This window comes from Corallococcus sp. Z5C101001 (genome assembly GCF_007352635.1).
Taxonomy (GTDB): Bacteria; Myxococcota; Myxococcia; order Myxococcales; family Myxococcaceae; genus Corallococcus; species Corallococcus silvisoli.
Window position 1 is genome coordinate 293,310 of the sequence record NZ_VKLU01000003.1, and the last position, 18,785, is coordinate 312,094.

Genomic DNA, 18,785 nt, shown 5'->3' on the forward strand with positions numbered 1-18,785 from the left:
CGGTGAATTAGAAAGCGAGTGTGTCCACGCCCCGCCCCGCTGGCCTGTCCTCGCTCCGCGCGCTGAAGCACCGCGACTTCGCCTTCCTGTGGGGCGGGGCGGCGCTGTCGAACATCGGCACGTGGATGGAGGTGCTGGCGCTGGGCGTGTACGTGACGAAGGTGACGGGGCGGGCGGAGTGGACGGGGGGCGTGGCGGCGCTGACGTGGCTGCCGTCCATCGTGCTGTCGCCGCTGGGGGGGGCGCTGGGGGACCGGTTCGACCGGCGGCGCGCGGTGGCGCTGGGGGCGCTCCTGCAGATGGCGCTCGCGGGCGTGCTGGCGGCGCTGGCCTTCACGGGAGGGCTCAGCGTGCGGTGGGTGGCGGTCATCTCGTTCCTCAACGGGTGCGCCGTCACGCTGTTCATGCCCGCGTTCTCCGCGCTCATCGCCGTGTCGGTGCCGAAGGAGGACCTGCACAGCGCGCTCAGCCTCAACGCGGCCCAGGCGAACCTGGGGCGCATCTGCGGCCCCGCGCTGGCGGCGTTGATCATCGCGCACGCGGACATCGGCTGGGTGCTGCTGCTCAACGCGCTGTCCTTCGGCATGGTGCTGCTGTCGCTCGTGGGCGTGCGGGGAGCCCCGGCGGCGGCGAAGCCCGCGTCGCCCGAAGGCCTGTGGGCGGGCATCGCGCGGGGCATCCAGGTGGCGCGGGCGGACGAGGCGCTGACGATGGCGATGACCGGGACGCTGGCCATCGCGGTGTGCATCGCGCCCTTCACGGCGCTGGCGCCGGTGATGGCCATCCGGGTGTTCGGCCAGGACGCGGGCGCCACGTCGATGTTGGTGACGGCGCAGGGCGCGGGCGCGCTCCTGGCGGCCCTGTGCGCGGGCACGCTGGCGGACCGGCTGGGACGGGGGCGGCTGTTGGAGGTCAGCCTGCTGCTCATCGGCCCGGTGGCGGCGGCGTACTGGCTGTCCCCTTCGCTGGGGCTGGCGGCGGCGGCGGTGCTGGGCCTGGGGGCGCTGTACATGCTGACGCTCACGGGGCTGAGCACGCTGTGCCAGTCGCGCGTGTCCGGCGAGTTGCAGGCGCGCATCGCCAGCCTCAACTCCATGCTGCTCTTCGTCGGCTTCACGCTGGGCGTGTGGTTGCAGGGCGCGCTCGCGGACCGGCTGGGCGTCCGGCCCGTCATGGCGGGCGCGGCGTTCGGGTTCCTCCTCCTCGCCGTCCTGCTCAGGGCGCTGCGCTCGCGCGGGTTCGCGGCCTTCGAAACGTAACGGAGCCTCACGATGACGACCTCCTCGCCGGTTGCTCCGGGGAAGAAGCGCGCCCCGCTCCCCCTCGTCCCCAGGACGGAGGCGCTCCCGCTGTCCTTCATGCAGCAGCGCCTGTGGTTCCTGGCGCAGCTGGAGGGCCTGAGCGCCACGTACAACGTCTACTTCTTCGTGCGGCTGAAGGGCGCGCTGGACGTCGCCGCGCTGGAGCACGCGCTCCAGGGCGTGGTGGCGCGGCACGAATCCCTGCGCACCACGTTCGCTTCCGTGGAGGGCCAGCCGGTGCAGCGCATCCGCGACGCCCTGTCGCTGACGCTCCACCACGAGGACCTGTCCGCCCAAGGGCTGGATGATGCCGGGCGGGAGCGCGCGCTGCGGGAGCACGCGGAGCACGCGGCCCGGACGCCGTTCGACCTGGCGCGCGGGCCGCTGGTGCGGACCACGCTGGTGCGGCTCTCACCGGAGGAGCACGCGCTGCTCCTCGTCACGCACCACATCGTCTGCGACGCGGTGTCGCTGGGGTGGATGGCGAACGAGCTGAGCGCGCTCTACACCGCCTTCACGCGGAACGAACCGCCCCGGCTGCCGGAGCTGCCGGCGCAGTACGCGGACTTCGCGCACTGGCAGCGGCAGGCGCTCACGGGCGAGTTCCTGGAGACCGAGCGCGCGTGGTGGAAGGACCGGCTCGCGGGAGCGCCCCCCGCGCTGGAGCTGCCCACGGACCGTCCGCGTCCGCCCCGGCAGACGTTCCGGGGCGCGGTGTACCGCCTGCCCCTGCCCTCCGCCCTGGCGACGGGCATCCGCGAGCTGAGCCGCAAGGCGGCCGTCACGCCGTACATGACCTTGCTGGCGGCGTTCCAGGTGCTGCTCTCCCGCTACAGCGGGCAGGAGGACCTGGTGGTGGGCACGCCCGTGGCGGGGCGTGGACGGCGGGAGGTGGAGCGGCTCATCGGCTTCTTCGCGAACACGCTGGCGCTGCGGCTGGACGCGTCCGGAGACCCGACCTTCCTCGCGCTCCTGGGTCGGGTGCGCGAGGTGTGCCTGGGCGCGTACGCGCACCCGGACATGCCCTTCGAGCAGCTGGTGGACCTGCTCGTGCCCCAGCGCGACCCCAGCCGCTTGCCGCTGGTCCAGCTGATGTTCGTGCACGTGAACGCGCCGTGGGCCGCGCTGAAGTGGCCCGGGCTCACCGTGACGGAGGTGGACTTCGAGCCCGGCGTCGCGCGCTTCGACATCACCCTCTTCCTCTACGACGACCCGAGCGGGATGGAGGCGCGCTGGGAATACAACGCCGACCTCTTCGACGAGGGGACGGTGGCGCGCATGGCCGCGCACTACGCGCGCCTGCTGGAGGGCGCCGTCGCGAAGCCGGAGTCCCCCGTGTCCGCGCTCCCGCTGCTGACGGAGCGCGAGCGGGCGCGAGCGGTGATGGACTGGAACGACACGGGCGCGGACGTGCCCGTGCACCCTGGCGTGCACGCCCTCTTCGAGGCCCGCGCGCGCAGCAACCCCGAGGCCGTCGCGGTGCGCTTCGGGGATGCGCACCTGACGTACGCGGAGCTGGAGCGGCGGGCCAACCGCGTCGCCCATGCGCTGCGCCAGCGCGGCGTGACGCCGGACACGGCGGTGGGGCTGTGCGTGGACCGCTCGCTGGAGCTGGCGGTGGGGATGCTGGGCATCCTCAAGTCGGGCGCGGCCTACTGCCCGTTGGATCCCGCCTATCCGCCGGAGCGGCTGGCGCTGATGCTCGAGACCTCCCGCGCGCGGGTGCTCGTCACCCAGCGGCGCCTGGCGGCGGGGCTGCCGGAGGGCGGAGCGGAGCGGTTGTTCCTGGAGGACGACCCCGGCACGCCAGACACCGCGCCCCCACCCGTGGGCGGACCGGACACGCTGGCCTACGTCATCTTCACCTCCGGCTCCACGGGCATCCCCAAGGGCGTGGCGATGCCGCACCGCCCGCTGCTCAACCTCATCCAGTGGCAGGTGCGCCGCTCCACCGCGCCTCGGGGCCGCACGCTCCAGTTCTCCGCGCTGAGCTTCGACGTGTGCTTCCAGGAGATGCTCCCCACGTTCGCCGCGGGCGGAGAGCTGGTGCTGGTGTCGGAGGACACGCGGCGCGACGGCCGGGCCCTGCTGACGCTGATGCGCGACCGGGGCGTGGAGCGCATCTTCCTGCCCTTCGTCGCCCTTCAGCATCTGGCCGAGGTGGCGGACGCGGAGGGCTTGCTGCCCACGTCCCTCAAGGAGATCAACACCGCGGGGGAGCAGCTGCGCATCACCCCCGCGCTGCGCCGGCTGCTGCTCGCGCTGGACGGGTGCGTGCTGGACAACCACTACGGCCCCACGGAGACGCACGCGGCCACCGCGCATGTGTTGAAGGGCCCTCCGGAGACGTGGCCGGACCTGCCGCCCATCGGCCGGACGATCACCAACGCGCGGACGTACCTGCTGGACGCGCGATGGGAGCCGGTGCCCGTGGGCGTCGCGGGGGAGCTGTATATCGGCGGGGCCGGGCTGGCGCGGGGCTACCTGCACCGGCCCGACCTGACGGCGGAGCGCTTCCTGCCGGATCCGCTGAGTCCGCATCCCGGCGCGCGGATGTACCGCACGGGAGACTTCGCGCGGTACCTGCCCACGGGCGAGCTGGAGTTCCTGGGTCGGCGCGACGCGCAGGTGAAGCTCCGCGGCTACCGCATCGAGCTGCCCGAGGTGGAGGCCGCGGTGGCGAGGCTCCCGGGCGTGAAGGACGTGGCGGTGGTGGCCCGCGAGGATGAGACGCGGGGCAAGCACCTGGTGGCCTATGTGGTGCCGCAGCCAGGGGCGGAAGTGGAGCCGGCGGCGCTCAAGGCGGCGCTGCGTGAGCGGCTGCCGGACGCCATGGTGCCCTCGGCGTTCGTGCTGTTGGACGCGTTTCCCCTCACGCCCAGCGGGAAGCTGAACCGGCGCGCGCTGCCCGCTCCCGGGGACGACGACACAGGGGCGGGCGGCTTCGTCGCCCCGCGCTCGCCGCTGGAGCAGGAGGTGGCGGACGCCTTCGCCGCGCTCCTCGGCGTGGCGCGCGTGGGCGCGCACGACCACTTCTTCGAGCGGGGTGGCCACTCGCTGCTGGCCATCCGCGTGACGGCGCGGTTGCTCCAACGGCTCCAGGTGGAGCTGCCCGTGCGGGCGCTGTTCGAACATCCGACGGTGGAGTCGCTGGCCGGGCACCTCGCGACGCTCGTGCGCGGAGCGGAGCGGCAGGAACCGCCGGTGCTCAGGGCCGGCCCCCGGGACGGATCCGCGCCGCTGTCCTTCGCGCAGACGCGCCTGTGGTTCCTCACCCGGCTGGAGCCGGGCGGCTTCACGTACAACCTGCCCTGGTTCACGCGCTGGAAGGGGCCGCTGGACGCCGACGCGCTGGAGCACTCCCTCCAGATGCTCGTGCGGCGCCATGAGGCCTTGCGAGCCACCTTCGCGGAGCACCAGGGCCAGCCGGAGCAGCGCATCGCACCGGCGCTGGACCTCCCGCTCCAGCGGGAACAGGTGGCGTCGGAGGAAGCGCTCACGCGGCGCGCGGAGGCGGAGGTGCGCGTCCCCTTCGACCTCGAGCAGGGGCCGCTGCTGCGCGCGACGTTGGTGCGCGTGGGGCCGGAGGAGCACGCGCTGCTCGTCACCCTGCACCACATCGTGAGCGACGGCTGGTCCCTGGGCGTGATGGAGCGGGAGCTGATGGCGCACTACGCCGCGGCCACGGGCGGCCCCCCGGTGACGTGGGAGCCCCTGCCCCTCCAGCCCGCGGACTTCGCGCGCTGGCAACGCGACGAGCGGGCGGCCGGCGAGGTGGAGACGCGGCTGGAATGGTGGAGGGCCCGGCTCCAGGGCGCGCCGCCCTTCATCGCGCTGCCCACGGACCTGCCACGTCCCCCGGTGCGGACGTTCCAGGGGGCGCACCTTCCGGCCCAGGCATCGCTGGCACTCTCCCGCGCCATCGAGGCCCTGGGCCAGCGCCGTGGGGTGACGCCCTTCATGGTGCTGCTCGCGGGCTTCCATGCGCTCATGGCCCGCTACAGCGGCCAGGAGGATCTGGTCATCGGCGCGCCGCTCGCGGGCCGCCAGCGTCAGGAGCTGGAGGGCCTGGTGGGTTTCTTCGTCAACACCCTGCCGCTGCGGATTCACGCTCCCCGGGACGTGAGCTTCCACGGCCTCCTGGACCTGGCGCGGGAGACCAGCCTGGGCGCCTTCGCCCACCAGGACGTGCCTTTCGAAAAGTTGGTCGGCGCGCTCCAGCCCGCGCGAGACCTGAGCCGCTCGCCGCTGTTCCAGGTGGTGATGGCGCTCCAGAACGCGGGCGGTCCCCCTGCCTCCATTCCCGGCCTGCGCGTGGAGCCGCTGGACGTCGAGACAGGGATGGCGAAGTTCGACCTCACCGTCTTCGCCACGCAGACGCCGGAAGGCCTGCGCTTCAACTGGGAGTACGACACCGCCCTCTTCGAGCGGGACACGGTGGCGCGCATGGCGGAGCACTTCACCCGCCTGCTGGAGGCGGCCATCGCCGAACCGGAGCGCCCCCTGCGAGGACTGCCGCTGCTGTCCATGGACGAGCGGCGCGAACAGCTCGTGGCCTGGAACGACACGCGGGTCCAGTACCCGCGCGAGGCGTCCCTCGCGGACCTCTTCGAGGAGCAGGCGCTGCGCGCGCCTGGAGCCATCGCGGTGGAGTTCGAGGAGCGGCACCTGACGTACGCCCAGCTGGGGGCGCGCGCCAACCAGCTCGCCCGGCACCTGCGCGCGCTGGGGGTACGCGGGGGAACGCCGGTGGGCCTGTGCACCCATCGCTCGCTGGAGATGGTGGTGGCCACGCTCGCCATCCTGAAGGCAGGCGGCGCCTACGTGCCGTTGGATCCGACCTACCCCGCGGAGCGGCTGGCCTTCATGGCGCGGGACACGCGGCTCCAGGTGCTGCTCGCGCAGCCGGGCCTGGAGGCGAAGCTGCCCGGCCTGGACGCGCGGGTGGTGCCGCTGGAGCCCTCCTGGAGCCTGTTCGCCCACGAGTCACCGGAGCCCTTGCGGCTTCCCGTGCCCGCCGATGCGCTGGCCTACGTCATGTACACCTCCGGGAGCACCGGGCAGCCCAAGGGTGTCTGCATCGCGCACCGGGGCGTGGTGCGGCTGGTGAAGGGGGCAGCGTTCACGCGCTTTGGCCCGGAGGAGGTCTGGCTCCAGCTGGCGCCCATCTCGTTCGACGCCGCCACGCTGGAGCTGTGGGGCGCGCTCCTGCACGGGGCGAAGCTCGTGGTGATGGGAGCTCGGCCTCCCTCGCTGGAGGAGCTGGCGCGGGCGCTGGAGACGCGGGGCATCACGACGTTGTTCCTCACCACGGCCCTCTTCGAGCAACTGGTGGTGGCGCATCCCCAGGCGCTGATGCGCGTGCGGCAACTGATGACTGGAGGCGAGATCATGTCGCTGCCGGCCGCGCGGCGGATGCTGGAGGCGGGCTATCGCTTCAGCAACGTCTACGGGCCCACGGAGAACACCACGTTCTCCACCGCGTACCCGCTGAAGGGGCTCGAGGACGTCAGCCGGCCGGTGCCCATCGGGAGGCCCATCGCGAACACGCTGGCGTATGTGTTGGACGCGGAGCAGGCGCTGGTGCCCGTGGGCGTGGAGGGCGAGCTGTACCTGGGGGGCGACGGGCTCGCGTGGGGCTACCTGAACGACGCAGCCCTGACCGCCTCGCGGTTCATCCCGGACGCGTACGGCCCCCTCCCGGGCGCAAGGCTCTACCGCACCGGGGACCGGGCGCGCTGGCGGTCCGACGGGCAGCTCGACTTCCTGGGGCGAGCGGACACGCAGGTGAAGCTGCGCGGCTTCCGCGTCGAGCTGGGCGAGGTGGAGGCGGCGCTGAACCAGCTCCCCGGCGTGGACGACGCGGTGGCCGAGGTGCGCGAGGACACACCGGGAAACCGCCAGCTGGTCGCGTACGTGGTGGGCGCGAGCGTGGATCTGACCACGCTGCGTCCGGCGCTGGCGGAGCGGCTGCCCACGCACCTCATGCCGTCCGCCTTCGTGAGACTGGCGCGCCTGCCGTTGAACCCCGTGGGCAAGGTGGACCGCAAGGCCTTGCCGGCACCGGAGGTGAACCGCGATCCAGCCCGCGCCCTGGTGGGGCCGCGCACGCCATTGGAGCTGCGGCTCGTGCGCATCTGGGAGGAGCTGCTGGGGGTGAGTCCCATCGGCGTGCACGACGACTTCTTCGAGCTGGGCGGCCACTCGCTGCTGACGCTGCGGTTGCAGTCGGCCATCCGCGCTCGCCTGGGCCGGCCGCTGCCGGTGACGGCGCTGTTCCAGAACGCGACGGTGGAGCACCTGGCGAACCTGCTGCGCGACGGCGGCGAGCCGTGGACGCCCTTGGTGCGGCTCCAGGAAGGCCAGGGAGGACGGCCCTTCTTCTGCGTCCACGCGGTGGGAGGCGGCGTCGTTCCGTACGCGGAGCTGGCGCGGGCCCTGGGCCCCGCACAGACGTTCTACGGCCTCCAGGCGCGAGGCCTGGACGGCGCGGAGCGCCCCTGCGAATCCATCCCGGAGATGGCGGCGCTGTACGTGCAGGCGGTGCGAGAGGTGCAGCCGCACGGCCCCTACCTGCTGGGCGGCTGGTCCATGGGAGGCAGCGTGGCGTGGGAGATGGCGCACCAGCTGCGGCGAGCGGGAGAGACCGTCTCACTGCTCGCGCTGCTCGACACGTCCGCGAGCCTGCACGCGGGCAACCCGGATGACGTGAGCGCGAAGGCGCGGCTGAGCGCGCTGTTCCTGGAGGATCTGCTGCGCGTGTCGGGACAGCCGCTGCCTCCCCACGAGGGCCGGTCGCCCACCGAGTGGATGGAGGCGCTGGAGCAGGCGAGCCAGCCGCTGTTCGCGGCGGAGCAGCCGCTGCGTGAGATGCGCCACGCGTTCGAGGTCCACCTGCACGCGGCCTGGGTCTACGAGCCGCCCCAGGCCAGCGGGCCGTTCACCCTGTTCGAGGCGGAGGACTCCCGTTGGGACCACGGCTGGGAGGCCTTCGCCCCGGGACGCCTGGACCTGGAGAAGGTGCCCGGAGACCATTACTCCTTCCTCAAGTCGCCCCACGTCGGCGTGCTCGCCGCGAAGCTTCGTGAAGCCCTCGCGGGAGCGCAGCGGGAGGGCCGCTAGGAAACAGCGGGCCCGGGTCTCGCGACGGAGGCCCGGCTACTGCGCTTCCAGCCGGAACTGCTGGCAGTCGTTGTTGGACCAGGTCCACTGCTGGAGCAGCGTGCCGTCACCGCTGCCCTGCAGGCAGCCCGTCACGTCCAGCACCTTGCCGCTGTGACGCGCCTCCAGGCGGACGTAGCCGTTGCCCAGGTCCACCGGCTTGAACTGCTGGTTGCTACCGCTGGAGTACGACCACTGCTGGAGCCCCGCGCCGTTCGCGGCGCTCGCGTCCTTCACGTCCAGCGCCTTGCCGCTGTAGCGCGACACGAAGCGGTAGTAGCCGCTGTCCGTCGCCTCCATCGCCCACTGCTGGCTCGCGCCCGTGTGGCAGGCCCACTGATGGATGATGGCGCCGTCCGTGGTGCTCGGGCCGCTGATGTCCACGCACCGCCCGGAGGCCTTGTTCACCAGCCGGTACGCGCCCGTGCCCCCCGTCCCCTGCGCCACCGAAGCAATGGCGCTGAGCAGCGACGTGCTCCCGGACGTGTCCTGGGAGAGTTCCCAGATCATCACGCCGCCGTTCTGCAGCCCCAGTCGGGTCTTCGCCTGGATGGTCGCGATGCCGTTGTAATAGACGTCCCCCACGTTGTCCTTGTAGGGCGCCTGCGAGTCGCGCGCGACCAGCTCCGAATACCCCACGTAGCTCGACGGCGAGCGCCCGTAGAACGGTACGCCCAGCACCGCCTTCGACGCCGGGAGCCCGCGCCCCTTCCAGTAGCTCAACGACTGGACCGCCAGGTCATACGTCGAATGCGGCTGCCCGCCGTCGTACGCCATGATGTTGAGGAAATCGACGTCGCTGAACACCGACGCCTGCACCCCACCGCCCGTGGAGCCATTGGACACCACGGCCGCCGTCAGCAGCTTGCCGCGGCTGTGCATCGCCGTCCCCAGCTCGCGCATCAGCAGCGCGTAGTTGTTCCCCGACGTACCCGGATCCGGGTACTCCCAGTCGATGTCCACGCCGTCCAGCCCGGCCGCGTTGATGAAGTTCACCACGCTGTTCACGAACGCCGTGCGCGTGGAGGCGTTCGCGGCCATCTGCTCGAAGCCGCTGTCGTTCCCGTCATTCCAGCCGCCCACCGCGATGAGCACCTTCACCCCCTGCGCATGCGCCTGCGTCACCAGCGAGCGCAGCCGCGCATCCGAGCTGCTCACCCCCGTGAGCCCCCCCGACGCCGTGGGCAGCGCGAACGCGTAGTTGATGTGCGAGAGCTTCCCGTACTGCAGCGTGTTCACGTCCCCTGCCCACGTCGGCAGGTAGCCCACCACCCGCGTCGCCAGCGCCCGCGACTCCACCGCCCCCAGCGGCTCCTCGGACGCGGCGACGTCCCCCGGCCCCGAACAGCCCGTCAACGATGCGAGAAACGCGGCGCCCAGCGCCCACGTCCGGAACGGCGTCGAAGTACGAGACACGGCGAACTCCTGCGAAGGGGTTGAACGGGGCTGACCCGTAAAACACACTAAGCAGTTTTAACCGGAATACTCAACGATTCATCGCTTCAGCAGCACCGGCCGCCCCCGGCCCGATAGCGCGCCTGGAGACGGTTGTTGAAGAACTCCGCGTAGGTCATCACCGCGCGCTCCGGATGATGACGGCGCATGTGGGAGACATAGGTGTCGTAGTCGGGCACGCCAATCATCTGGCGCGCGATGCGCACGGCCTGGCGCCAGCCGTGTCGCAGCCTCTGAACAGCGCCGCGCATCACGCTGCCTCCCGGGCGGTGGGCACGTAGGGCGTCTCCTGCGCGGTGGGCACCGCCGAGCGCCGGGCCGCGAGCATGGCGCGCACTCCGAAGAGCACCGTCGCCACGACGACGGCCATGAAGAACACGGTGAGGGCCGCATCGACGTAATCGTTGGTGATGATGCGCTCCATCTCCTCCGCCGACTTCGCGGGGGCGATGAGGCGTCCTTCCGCCACCGCCTGGGAGAAGGCCCGTGCGTGGGCGACGAAGCTCACGCGCACGTCAGCGCCGAACACCTTCTGGAAGCCGGCGGTGAGCGTGCACAGCACCAGCCACGCGGCGGGAATGGCGGGTACCCAGACGTAGCGCTCGCGCTTCATCTTCACCAGCACCACGCACCCCAGCGTGAGCGCCACCGCGGCGAGCATCTGGTTGGCGATGCCGAACAGCGGCCACAGCGTGTTGATGCCGCCCAGCGGGTCCACCACGCCCTGATAGAGGAAATAGCCCCAGGCGGACACGCACAGCGCGGTGGCCAGCAGGTTCGCGCCCCAGGACTCCGTGCGCTTCAGGGGCGCGTACACCAGGCCCGCCAGCTCTTGGATCATGAAGCGCCCCACCCGCGTGCCCGCGTCCACGGTGGTGAGGATGAAGAGCGCCTCGAAGAGGATGGCGTAGTGGTACCAGAAGGCCATCATCCCCTGCCCGGACACCAGCCCGTGGAGGATCTGCGCCATGCCCACCGCCAGCGTGGGCGCGCCGCCTGCGCGCGACAGGATGGTCGTCTCTCCGATGTCGCGCGCCGTCTGCTCCAGCACCTCCGGGGTGATGACGAAACCCCACTGGCTGAGCGTCGTCGCCGCCTGCGTCGCGCTGGTGCCGATCAGCGCCGCGGGCGAGTTCATCGCGAAGTAGACGCCCGGCTCCAGGACCGACGCGGCGATGAGGGCCATGATGGCGACGAAGGCCTCCATCAGCATGCCGCCGTAGCCCACCATGCGCGCGTCCGCCTCCGTGGCGAGCATCTTGGGCGTGGTGCCCGACGCGATGAGCGAGTGCCAGCCGGACACCGCGCCACACGCGATGGTGATGAACAGGAACGGGAACAGGCTGCCGGAGAACACCGGCCCGGTGCCATCCACGAACTTCGTCACCGCCGGCATGCGCAGGTCCGGCGCCGCCAGCGCGATGCCCACCGCCAGCAGCAGCACGGTGCCGATCTTGAGGAAGGTGGACAGGTAGTCGCGAGGCGCGAGCAGCAGCCACACCGGCAGCACCGCCGCGCAGAACCCGTAGCCGATGAGCCACCACGCCAGCGTGCGGCTGTCGAAGGTGAACCACGGCCCCCAGACCGCGGATTGGGAGACCTGACCGCCCAGCCAGATGCTGAGCATCAGGAGCACGAAGCCGACGATGGACACCTCCAACACGCGGCCCGGGCGCACGTAGCGCAGGGAGAGGCCCATCAGCACGGCGATGGGGATGGTCATCGCCACGGTGAAGGTGCCCCAAGGGCTGTGCGCCAGCGCCTTGACCACCACCAACGCCAGCACCGCGAGGATGATCATCATGATCATCAGCACGCCCACCATCGCCGTCACGCCGGCCGCCGGGCCCAGCTCCATGCGCACCATGTCGCCCAGCGACTTGCCGTCGCGGCGAACGGACAGGAACAGCGTCACGAAGTCCTGCACCGCGCCCGCCACCACCACGCCCACCAGGATCCACAGCGTGCCGGGCAGGTAGCCCATCTGCGCCGCCAGCACCGGCCCCACCAGCGGCCCGGCGCCCGCGATGGCCGCGAAGTGGTGGCCGAACACCACCCACCGGTCCGTGGGCACGTAGTCCAGGCCGTCGTCGCGGCGCTCGGCGGGGGTGGCGCGGGTGGGATCCACGCGCAGCGCTTTTTCAGCGATGAAACGGCCGTAGAAGCGATATCCCAACATGAACACCGCGACCGAGGCGACCACCAGCCAGATGGCGTTGATGGATTCGCCCCGGTGCAGCGCCACCACCCCCAGACTGAAGGCCCCCACCAGGGCCAGCCCCACCCATCCCAACTTCCGAGCGACTCCACCCATGATGTCTCCCGTCGGCGGGCACGCCACCGCCATTCGGCGCGAGGTTTATAGCGCACCCCATGGCACCGCCCTCCCCACGTGTGACGGGGGGCTGGGGCGTGGACCACGCCGAGGAGGCCGGGTGCTCCTGCTGCTCGCGGGGCTGCTGGCCTCCTGTGCCGCACCCCGCGCCGTCCTGGAGGACGCCATCTTGGAGGGACATGGCGTGTGGCGCTCGCGCGGCCATGGGTGGCTGCTCACGGTGACGCCGGAGGGCATGCGCCTGCACCACCAGACGGCCGCCGGGTGTTATCCGGATCCCGCGTCCCCGGCGCGGCTGAAGGAGCGGTTCGGGGTGCAGGAGCCGGGCCCCTCGGAGGACAGCCGGGACTTCCTCGCCGCGCCGGGAGAGACGCGCTACCGCTTCGACCGGGTGGCCGCCCTGCCCCCGGACTGCGACTCGCCGCGAGTGTGGAGCGCCCTGGAGCTCTTCGATGTGTTCCGGGCGACCTTCGCGGAGCACTACGCCTACTTCCCCGAGCGCGGGCCGGACTGGCTCGCGCGGCTGGACGCCCAGCGCCCCCATGTCACGCCGGGCATGGAGGGGCCCGCGCTGTTCACCCTCTTCGCGGACGCGCTGCGCTCCCTGAACGACGCGCACGTGGAGCTGCTGGCGGACGCGGCGTCCGCGGAGACGCTGAAGTACGAGCCGCGCGCCACGGGGACCTTCGCCATCCTGGAGCAGGCGGCCATCGTGACGGGCCGTCCCGCGCGGGAGGTGCATCGGGATTGGATGCGCGCCTATCGCGACGGCATCCTCCAGTCGGTGCTGCGCGGGCAGGGGAACTTCGTCGCGAACCAGCGCGTCTTCTGGGGCTTCGCCGCGCCCCGCGTCGGCTACCTCAACGTCCTGACGCTGGGGGGCTTCGCCGCCGCGGCGGAGGGGAACGCCCCCACGCCCGCGCAGGAGCTGGCCGCGCTGGAGCCGGTCCTGGATGAAGCGCTGACGGCCTTCGCGGAGGCGGACTCGGTCATCCTGGACGTGAGCAACAACCGGGGTGGCCACGATGTCATCGCGCGAGCCATCGCGGAGCGCTTCACGGACAGGCCCCGGACCGCGTACTCCAAATGGGCGCGGGGGGCGAAGGACGTCCCGCTCCAGCGGTTCATCCTCCAGCCCTCGTCGCGTCCGTCCTTCCACGGTCCGGTCCACGTGGTGACGAGCGACGTCACCGTCAGCGCCGGAGAGGTCCTCACGCTGGCCATGCATGCGCTCCCGCAGGTCGTCCAGGTGGGGACCCCGACGCGCGGCGCCTTCTCCGACGTGCTGGTCAAGCCGCTGCCCAACGGGTGGACGGTCCACCTGTCGAACGAGCACTACACCGACACCGGCGGCCGGAACTTCGAAGCGAAGGGCCTCCCGCCCCAGCACCCGCTGGACGTCTTCCACGCCGGCAAGGACCTGTGGAAGGCCCACGCGAACGCGATCCGCGCGCTGGCGGACTCCCTGGCGCACCGCGCCCCCGCGTCCCCCCTGCCGTAAGGACACAGGCCGCGATCACGGCGGAGAGAAGGACGTCGCGAGCACGTTGTCCAGGGTGAGTGGCAGCTCGCGGATGCGCCGGCCGGTGGCGTGGTGGATGGCGTTGGCGGGGGCGGCGGCCGTCCCCGTGATGCCGATTTCACCGAGGCCCTTGGCGCCCACGGCGTTCACGTAGGGGTCACGCTCCGGGACGAAGATGGCGTCGATGTCCGGCACGTCCGGGCTCACCGGCACGTGGGCGTCCGCCGGTTCCTGGGTGATGAAGCGCGCCGAGCGCGAATCCAGCTGCGTCTCCTCCATCAACCCCATGCCGATGCCCATCACGATGCCGCCCAGCAGTTGGCTGCGCGCCGTCTTCGCGTTGAGCACCGTGCCCACGCCGAACGCCCCCACCTCGCGGCACACCCGCACCTCGCCGACGGCGGGCGCCCGGCTCAGGAGCGGCCCGTCGACCGGGAGGCAGGACGGGGGAGCGTGATGTACTCGGAGGGATCGAAGTGCTCCACCCGGCGGCGATACGCGGAGGTGGTGCCCGGCCAGAGCGCGGCGTTCCGGCCCGTGGCGTCCAGGTACCAGCTCCGGCAGCCGCCCTGGTTCCACACCGTGCGGGACAGGCGCGCGTCCATCTCCCGCACGAAGGCGTCCTGGGCTCCAGGCTGGGGCTCCACGGCGGCGGCGCCCCGCGCGTCCAGGTAGCGCAGCGCGCCCAGCACATGGTCCAGCTGGGCCTCCATCATCAGCAGCACGGAGGTGTGGCCCAGGCCGGTGTTGGGCCCCTGGAGGAGGAACAGGTTGGGAAAGCCGCTCACGGTGGTGCCCAGGTGGGCCTTGGGGCTGCCCGCCCACACCTGCGCGAGCGTGCGGCCGTCCCGGCCCTGGACATGGTGCCCCAGCGGCATGTCCGTCACCTGGAAGCCGGTGCCGAAGATGAGCGTGTCCACCGGGTGCGTGGTGCCGTCCTCCGTGACCACCGCGTCCTCGGTCACCTCGCGGATGCGGGGCGTGACGACCTCCACGTTCGCCCGGGTGAGGGCTGGGAGGTACGCATCGGAGATGAGGATGCGCTTGCAGCCCATCGTGTAGCTCGGCGTGAGCCGGGCACGCAGCGCCGGGTCGTGCACCACGCGCGACAGGTGCCGCAGCGCCCACCGCTGCGCGAGGCGCAGGATCCACGGGTACTGGAACCCCAGCGACATGCCTTCGCGCAGGATGCGCAGGCCCTCGCGCGCCAGCCAGCGGGCGCCCGGGACGCGCTGGTATAGCGCCTTGCGCAGGGCGCTGATGGGCTGGTCGCCCCGGGGCAGCACCCACGCGGGTGTCCGCTGGAAGAGGACGAGCCGGCCCACCGCCGGTTGGATCTCCGGGACGAACTGCACCGCGGACGCGCCCGTGCCCACCACGCCCACCGCGCGCCCGGCCAGCGCGTGGCCCGTGTCCCAGCGCGCCGAGTGCATCACCTTGCCGCGGAAGCGCTCCAAGCCGGGCAGGGGCGGGATGACGGGCTCGCTCAACGCCCCCACCGCGGCCACGAAGACGTCCGCGGTGAGCGGTCCCTGGGTTGTGTCCAGCACCCAGTGACTCCGGACGGAGTCCCACCGCGCGGAGCGGACGGCATGCCCGAAGCGCAGGAACGGCGCCAGGTGGAAGCGCCGCACGCAGTCGCGCAGGTACGCATGGATCTCCGCCCCCGGCGAGTACGCACGCGACCAGCCGGGGTTGGGCGCGAAGGTGAACGAGTACAGCAGCGACTGCACATCGCACGCACAACCGGGATAGACGTTGTCGCGCCAGACGCCGCCCACGTCGTCCGCGCGCTCCAGGACCACGAAGTCGTCGATGCCGTCCTGCTTCAGCCGGATGGCCATGCCCAGGCCAGCGAAGCCCGCGCCCGCGATGGCGATGCGCACGTGAGGCGGAAGACGGGATGGCACCGGGTGGACCTCCGGGAGAGAAGGAGGTGCGCACTAGAGCACCGAACCCCCGCCTCCGTCCGGCATGAGGGAACGAGGGCCGGAAGCCTCTTCGCCATGCGCACGGGGCCCCGTCCCCTCGTTCGCGCTGGCGGTCCCCACGCGAAGCCCCCGTGACACCTGGAAGGCGCCCGTGACGCGGCCCACGCGTACGACCTGTGGCTCGTCACGCGCGAAGACGAGGCCTTCCTCTTCACCCTGGACGCACGAGCGGGCGCTGGCGGCCTGGGCTGGCGCTCCGCGGGAGCGCACCGGCAGGGACTCCGGGACCGGATGAACACCGGTCCCAGCGGCCCCTGGACTCACAGGCCCAGCAGCGACTCCGGCTCGGGGGCGACGGTCTGCAGGAAGTAGCCAGCCGTCCCCGCGGAAGCGGTCACCACCGTGTTCGTCGTCGGCACGGTGCCACCCGCGTTTCCTCCCGTGCCACCGCAGCCCCCACCACCGCCTCCCGGAGTGATGGCCGTGCCCGACGAAGGCGGCGCGTTGATGCCCGCCCCTCCACCCGACACCATCACGGTTCCCGTCACGCTGGCCGACGAGGAGGCGATGAAGTGGACGATGCCCCCACCGCCACCGCCGCCGCCGCCTTCGCCTGAGCCGCCGTTGCCGTTGAAGCCGTCCGCGCCATTGCCGCCCTGCGCACGGATGGTCCCCCCCAGGGTGATGCTGCCCTTCGCCGCGACCAGCACGATGCCGCCAGCACCGCCGCCCGTGCCCACGATGCCCTGTCCGGCCGTCTGCGGATTCACGCCGTTCTGGCCGATGGCGTTGATGACGCCGCCCGGGTTGATCCGGATGTTGCCGCGCGCGGCCAGCAGCACCGCGCCACCCCCCGCGCCGCCGTCCGCCCCGGCGCCCTCGTAGAGGCGCGCGCCAGCCCCGCCCGCCGCGGTCTGGACCCTGCGCACCTGGGCTCCCTGGAACGAGGTCAGCCCCACGCCACCTTTGTAGGAACCCGCTGCCGTCCGGGCGACGCCCGTGGGCGCCCCGCCTCCCCCCAGGTCCTCCGCGCCCGGCGCCACGGTGATCGTCCCGCTCACCGTGATGTCACCCGTCGAGCGCAGCACCGTGCCGCTGGGGACGACGAGCGTGCCCGCGATGTTGATGTTGCTGAACTGGATGTTGAAGCCCACGGGAAGCTGGGCCACGCCGCTCGGGGTGGTGAGGTCCACCGTCTGGCCCATGCCCACGCTGAACGCCCCTCCGGAACCGTCGCCATAGAGGCCCAGCGTGCCCGCCGACCCCATGGGGCCTGTCGGCCCGGCGGGGCCTGTCGCGCCCGTGGGACCGGTCGGGCCCACCGGCCCCTGTGGACCCGCCGCGCCCATGTCCCCCTTCACGCCCGTGTCGCCCTTCGCCCCCGCCGCGCCGGTGTCTCCCTTCGCACCCGTGTCGCCCTTCGCCCCGGCCGCGCCCGTGGGGCCGGTCGGGCCCACCGCGCCCGTGTCGCCCTTCGCCCCCGCCGCGCCGGTGTCCCCCTTTGCACCCGCCGCGCCGGTGTCGCCCTTCGCGCCCGTGTCCCCCTTCACGCCGGCAGGCCCCGTGGGCCCCACGACGCCCTGCGGCCCCATGGGTCCCATCAAGCCGATGGGCCCCTGGGGGCCCGTCGCGCCCGCGGGCCCCTGCGGTCCCACCGGCCCCTGCGCACCCGGAGCCCCCGAACCCGCGGGGCCTGTTTCGCCCTGAGGCCCCATCAGGCCGGGCTCGCCCGCGGGCCCCTGTTCGCCCTGCGGGCCTGCCGGGCCCTGGAGCCCCGTCGCACCCGCGGGCCCCTGCGGGCCCTCGGGTCCCGTGGCCGCATCGCCCGTCGTCTCCGTACAGGCCGACAACATCAACGTCGCGCAGAGCGACAACACACGGAAGCGTGAGCGTTCCCCACGCAGCGGCACGAAGGTTTGAAGCGACATGGTGATGGGACCCCTCCCAACGACAGGCGGCACGACAACGTGCGGCGAAGGAAGAGTCGCCGTCCCGTCTCGTGAAACATTCCATACATCAGTCCGACGCACCCGATGACACAGCCCGGCCCATCCCGTGGCGTCACACACACGGCTTGCGGGCTGAGCAACACCCCCTGTCACACCACGCCAGGAGAAAACATGTTTGAGCCACTTTCCGGCCAAATCACGACGTCTGGCGACGACGTGACGCCGCGTGACTCAATCCCGTGTGTGATTGGGCCCTGGGTGACGGCGCGCGCCTGTCCGCTTCGCGGGGCCGGACGCACGACTCGAGGACGGCCGTCTCACCCCATCACTTCCGCGCGGGTGATGCGGTCCAACCGGAAGTGGCGCCGCTCACCGGACGCGAGGTCCACCGCGTCCAGCCGCGTCTCGTGCCGGTCCATCACCACGGACTCGATGCGCACCTCGCGCACCGTCTCCAGGAAGTCGCCGTCCACGTAGGTGATGCGCAGGGGCTGGCGTTCGAACCACGCGCGCTCCAGCGCCTCGCGCACGGGCTTGCGCGTGGGCAGCGACGGCACGCCCAGGAACGTCAGCTCCCGAAGCCGCGCCAGCAACTCACGCTGCGCGGAGGTGGACAGCGCCGAGCGCACCTTGTCCAGCGCGGACTCCAGCGTCCCGGTGAAGGGCAACAGCCGCATGTCGATGGCGAAGCGACCCAGCGCCACCACCAGCGCCGCCTCGCGCGCGGTGAAGTTCACCGGCGGCAGGCTGTAGCCCCGGTCCAGCGCGTAGCCACCGCCCCGGCCCCGCTCCGCGCCCACCGGCAGCGCGGCGGCGCGCAGCGCGTCCAGGTCCCGGTAGATGGTCCGCACCGTCACGCTGAAGCGCTCCGCCAGCACCTCCGCGGTGACGCCGGTGCGACGGCCCCTCAGGTACTCCGCGAGGGCGAAAAGACGCTCGGTTCGCTGCATGGCCTGGGTATCCTGACATACAGCTGTCAGCCGGGGGCCTCAAGCTGCGGGGAAACACCCGTGATGCGAAGCCCTTCCGACAGCGCCGGGATGCCTGGGGTCTCCCGCACTTGCGCCCCTGCGGCCGGGGCGCCTAAGAGCCTCCGGAGCGGGGCCCCCGCCCCGCCGCATCCCCTCCCCG

At 72.2% G+C, this 18,785-nt stretch carries 10 protein-coding genes; 3 read left to right on the forward strand and 7 right to left on the reverse strand.

The window, feature by feature from the left end; all coding sequences use genetic code 11:
• The first annotated feature begins 20 nt into the window (after positions 1 to 20).
• Both FOF48_RS07305 and FOF48_RS07310 read left to right on the forward strand, forming a co-directional pair.
• A complete protein-coding gene (locus tag FOF48_RS07305; RefSeq protein WP_143899444.1) occupies positions 21 to 1,259 on the forward strand; it encodes an MFS transporter in 1,239 nt (412 codons plus the stop codon).
• Positions 1,260 to 1,271: 12 nt separating this feature from the next.
• Complete coding sequence (locus FOF48_RS07310) at positions 1,272 to 8,423, forward strand: non-ribosomal peptide synthetase (RefSeq protein ID WP_143899445.1); 7,152 nt, start codon at positions 1,272 to 1,274, stop codon at positions 8,421 to 8,423.
• 36 nt (positions 8,424 to 8,459) lie between these two features.
• Here the strand turns inward: FOF48_RS07310 and FOF48_RS07315 are convergent, their stop codons facing one another.
• From FOF48_RS07315 to FOF48_RS07325, 3 genes are all read right to left on the reverse strand, one after another.
• The gene (locus tag FOF48_RS07315; RefSeq protein WP_143899446.1) at positions 8,460 to 9,878 is read right to left on the reverse strand and encodes an RICIN domain-containing protein; all 1,419 of its coding nucleotides are present in this window, start codon (positions 9,876 to 9,878) and stop codon (positions 8,460 to 8,462) included.
• Positions 9,879 to 9,964: 86 nt separating this feature from the next.
• Positions 9,965 to 10,168, reverse strand: coding sequence for a YbdD/YjiX family protein (locus FOF48_RS07320; protein WP_143899447.1), 204 nt, complete (start codon positions 10,166 to 10,168; stop codon positions 9,965 to 9,967).
• Positions 10,168 to 12,231, reverse strand: coding sequence for a carbon starvation CstA family protein (locus tag FOF48_RS07325; RefSeq protein ID WP_143899448.1), 2,064 nt, complete (start codon positions 12,229 to 12,231; stop codon positions 10,168 to 10,170). Before FOF48_RS07325 ends, FOF48_RS07320 begins: the two co-directional genes overlap by 1 nt.
• 121 nt (positions 12,232 to 12,352) lie before the next feature.
• Here FOF48_RS07325 and FOF48_RS07330 point away from each other — a divergent pair, with 121 nt between their 5' ends.
• Positions 12,353 to 13,753, forward strand: coding sequence for a S41 family peptidase (locus FOF48_RS07330; protein ID WP_143899449.1), 1,401 nt, complete (start codon positions 12,353 to 12,355; stop codon positions 13,751 to 13,753).
• Positions 13,754 to 13,768: 15 nt separating this feature from the next.
• Here FOF48_RS07330 and FOF48_RS07335 read toward each other — a convergent pair whose 3' ends face one another.
• The 4 genes from FOF48_RS07335 to FOF48_RS07350 form a co-directional block, all read right to left on the reverse strand.
• Positions 13,769 to 14,164: a molybdopterin cofactor-binding domain-containing protein gene (locus FOF48_RS07335; protein WP_221938223.1), complete on the reverse strand. Its 396-nt coding sequence runs from the start codon at positions 14,162 to 14,164 to the stop codon at positions 13,769 to 13,771.
• Positions 14,165 to 14,187: 23 nt separating this feature from the next.
• On the reverse strand, positions 14,188 to 15,684 hold the full coding sequence (locus FOF48_RS07340; RefSeq protein ID WP_255441986.1) for an NAD(P)/FAD-dependent oxidoreductase: 1,497 nt from the start codon (positions 15,682 to 15,684) through the stop codon (positions 14,188 to 14,190).
• Positions 15,685 to 16,025: 341 nt separating this feature from the next.
• Complete coding sequence (locus FOF48_RS37500) at positions 16,026 to 17,633, reverse strand: collagen-like protein (protein WP_221938224.1); 1,608 nt, start codon at positions 17,631 to 17,633, stop codon at positions 16,026 to 16,028.
• 338 nt (positions 17,634 to 17,971) lie between these two features.
• Entirely contained in the window at positions 17,972 to 18,604 is a 633-nt protein-coding gene (locus FOF48_RS07350; protein ID WP_143899450.1) for a YafY family protein, read from the reverse strand.
• Positions 18,605 to 18,785 lie beyond the last annotated feature (181 nt).

What these genes read in the sequence shown, in the direction of transcription:
- FOF48_RS07310 (WP_143899445.1), top strand. Translation starts at nt 1,272, where the DNA reads ATGACGACCTCCTCGCCGGTTGCTCCGGGGAAGAAGCGCGCCCCGCTC.
- FOF48_RS07320 (WP_143899447.1), bottom strand. Translation starts at nt 10,168, where the DNA reads ATGCGCGGCGCTGTTCAGAGGCTGCGACACGGCTGGCGCCAGGCCGTG.
- FOF48_RS07325 (WP_143899448.1), bottom strand. Translation starts at nt 12,231, where the DNA reads ATGGGTGGAGTCGCTCGGAAGTTGGGATGGGTGGGGCTGGCCCTGGTG.
- FOF48_RS37500 (WP_221938224.1), bottom strand. Translation starts at nt 17,633, where the DNA reads ATGTCGCTTCAAACCTTCGTGCCGCTGCGTGGGGAACGCTCACGCTTC.
- FOF48_RS07350 (WP_143899450.1), bottom strand. Translation starts at nt 18,604, where the DNA reads ATGCAGCGAACCGAGCGTCTTTTCGCCCTCGCGGAGTACCTGAGGGGC.